At 65.0% G+C, this 2,387-nt stretch carries 4 protein-coding genes and 1 pseudogene; 4 read left to right on the top strand and 1 reads right to left on the bottom strand.

Features of this window, described 5'->3' with window-relative positions; genetic code table 11:
- The 4 genes and pseudogenes from MKK84_RS00780 to MKK84_RS00765 all read left to right on the top strand — a co-directional run.
- Window positions 1-213, top strand: a pseudogene (locus MKK84_RS00780) (hypothetical protein); the annotation flags it as partial.
- Window positions 214-589: 376 nt separating this feature from the next.
- On the top strand, window positions 590-1,324 hold the full coding sequence (locus tag MKK84_RS00775; protein WP_243916132.1) for a sigma-70 family RNA polymerase sigma factor: 735 nt from the start codon (window positions 590-592) through the stop codon (window positions 1,322-1,324).
- The gene (locus tag MKK84_RS00770) at window positions 1,321-1,518 is read left to right on the top strand and encodes a DUF2934 domain-containing protein (protein ID WP_313899307.1); all 198 of its coding nucleotides are present in this window, start codon (window positions 1,321-1,323) and stop codon (window positions 1,516-1,518) included. Before MKK84_RS00775 ends, MKK84_RS00770 begins: the two co-directional genes overlap by 4 nt.
- Before the next feature lie 98 nt (window positions 1,519-1,616).
- Window positions 1,617-1,946, top strand: coding sequence for a hypothetical protein (locus MKK84_RS00765; protein WP_243916131.1), 330 nt, complete (start codon window positions 1,617-1,619; stop codon window positions 1,944-1,946).
- 29 nt (window positions 1,947-1,975) lie between these two features.
- Here MKK84_RS00765 and MKK84_RS00760 read toward each other — a convergent pair.
- On the bottom strand, window positions 1,976-2,387 hold a 412-nt coding region (locus tag MKK84_RS00760), incomplete at its 5' end, for a methyl-accepting chemotaxis protein (RefSeq protein WP_243916130.1).

The following is a 2,387-nucleotide window of genomic DNA, read 5'->3' as shown; positions in this document are numbered from 1 at the left end:
GACTACATGCGCATGGTGACGCTGGGCGCCAACAACGTCCACGAGATCGACGCCCTCATGGATGAGGAACTGGAGACCCACCACCAGGAGCAGGAGCGTGTCGTTTCGGCCATGCAGGCGCTCGCCGACGGAACACCGGCTGTGCATCGACGCCATAGCCGCCCGGGCTGGGGTCTGCCGGCGACGCGCCCAGGCCGCGATCCGGCTGGCTGAGGGCGACGGCTTGCTGACCATCCAAGAGCGGCGCCACCAAGGGCGGAAGTCGGATCCGAACGTGGTCCGCATCATCAGCCGGGAGTGGCTGCAATGGCTCCGACGGGGAGGGCGGTCCGCGGCCCCGGCGCTCTTGAGCAGCATAGGGTGCAAAACGCTGCACCCCACGGATAGGAAAGATCCACAAAGACGAGTTGTGGATGCGGAACCGAAGAAAGGCTGCCGAGGGGCAGCGGGCGACCTCAACCGATCAGACCGTTCGAGAATTCGCGCGGTTGGTCGCACTGACCAAGCTATGCGGTGAGGGTATGCAGGCGGCCGATCTATCGAACGAACCATGATAGCCGATGACGCACGTTCCCTCTCAGGCCTCACGATGAGTACGGAACCGGTCGAGGATCCCTCGGACGCATCCCGGGCCGTGCTCTCCGACCAAATCCGAAGACGTCTCGGGAGCCTGCTCGCCACTGCCTACGGTCAGGAGGACGCCGAGCAGAGCGCCACAGGGCACTTCGCCGACCTGCTGGCCAAACTCGACGTCGCGTTTGGGGAAGCACGCAGCCGCGATGCCGCTGAGTTCCAGCGTCAGTTCCTCGCCGTAGCACCGAGCCTGCGTAGGTTCGCCATCTCGCTCGCTCGCGACGCCACGGCAGCCGACGACCTCGTGCAGGACACGCTTCTGCGGGCTTGGAAGAACCGAGAGCGCTTCGAGCCGGGCACGAACTTCGAGGCCTGGACCTTCACGATCCTGCGCAACGCTTTCTACAGTGGTCAGCGTAAGTTTCGTGAGGTCGAGGATGACGATGGAAGTCACACTGCTCGGCTCGCCATCCCGCCCGATCAATCCGGGCGCCTCGACCTTCAGGACGTGCGCACCGCGCTCGACCGGCTCGCGCCGGTGATGCGGGAGGCGCTGGTGCTCGTGACGATTGAGGACATGAGCTATGACGAAGCTGCTGCGGTCATGGGCTGCCAAGTCGGCACCGTGAAGAGCCGTGTCTGGCGCGCCCGGGATCAACTCACGCGGGCACTCGGCTACACCAGGGCTGAGATTGGCAGTGACGGAGTGATGCTCTCGGCGCTCGTCGGACCTGGCGAGGTCAGCGGGTGAGCTCGGATCCGTTCATAGCGTGTGCTGCAGAGACACGGATCCCGCACGATGCGATCCGGGACCGTGCCTACGACCTATGGGACCGACACCATCGGCCTGATGGCTATGAGCTGGAGTTCTGGTTCATGGCCGAGCGCGAGTTGAAGACGGAGCGACCGGCATCGCAGACAGGAAACCCGGTCGAGATGTCTTGATGGCTACCGCCATTGATGGTGTCGCTCCTCAGAGCTGTATCGTAGGTGCAGGTACGACGAGCACCATCATGAGGCCGGATACCTACGAGCACAGGATCATGAGCGAAGGTATCATCCCGCTGCGCCGGAGAGGTGACGAGCGATCCGCGCTCGCCAGGGTCGATGCCGCAGCAGTGGAGATGCTCGCCAATGGTCAAGCGACGACCCTTCGGGTGGCCCGAGCCGAGGTGATCCTCGCGGATCTGCGCGAGCAGCGGGACCAGCTGACCACGCTGCTCGCCGACCTGCGGGGCCGGGAGCCGACCAGTGAGCCTCAAATCGATGAGGCCAAAGCCAACCTAATCACGGCGATCAACCAAGGCATCGTGCAGATCGACCTGTTCGTCGCGCAGGGCCGAGCCTATGCCGCGGGTTCCGAAGCGGATTAGGTTGCCGACCAGCCCGAAAGGGGTCGACCTCAGTGTCGGTAGCGCTCGGCCAGCGCCATCAGCGCCTGGGCCAGCTCCGTCAGGTTGGCCGAGGCGGCCTCGACCTGACGCGTGCCGGCCGCGGTCTGCTGGCTCGCCTGCCGGATGTTTTGGAGCGCGCCCACGACCTGCTCGATCCCGAGCTGCTGCTGGTTCGTGGAGGCGATGACCTGCTGGAACACCTGAGTGCCTTCCTCGATCTTCGCGGTGATCTCCTCGATAGTCCGCTGCGTCGTGTCCGAACGGGTCTTGCCGGCGGCTGCGCGCTTGACCGCCTCCTCGGTGAGCATCACCGAGGTGTTGATGCCCCGCTGGATCTCCCCCAGGATCCCGCGCACCTGACTGGTCGCCGCCTTGGCCTGATCTGCCAGCAGCTTCATCTCGGAGGCGACCACCGAGAAG

The sequence above is a fragment of the Methylobacterium sp. E-065 genome (genome assembly GCF_022829605.1).
Taxonomy (GTDB): Bacteria; Pseudomonadota; Alphaproteobacteria; order Rhizobiales; family Beijerinckiaceae; genus Methylobacterium.
Note: the sequence above shows the minus strand (reverse complement) of the source record. Positions and strands in the feature narration are given on the sequence as shown.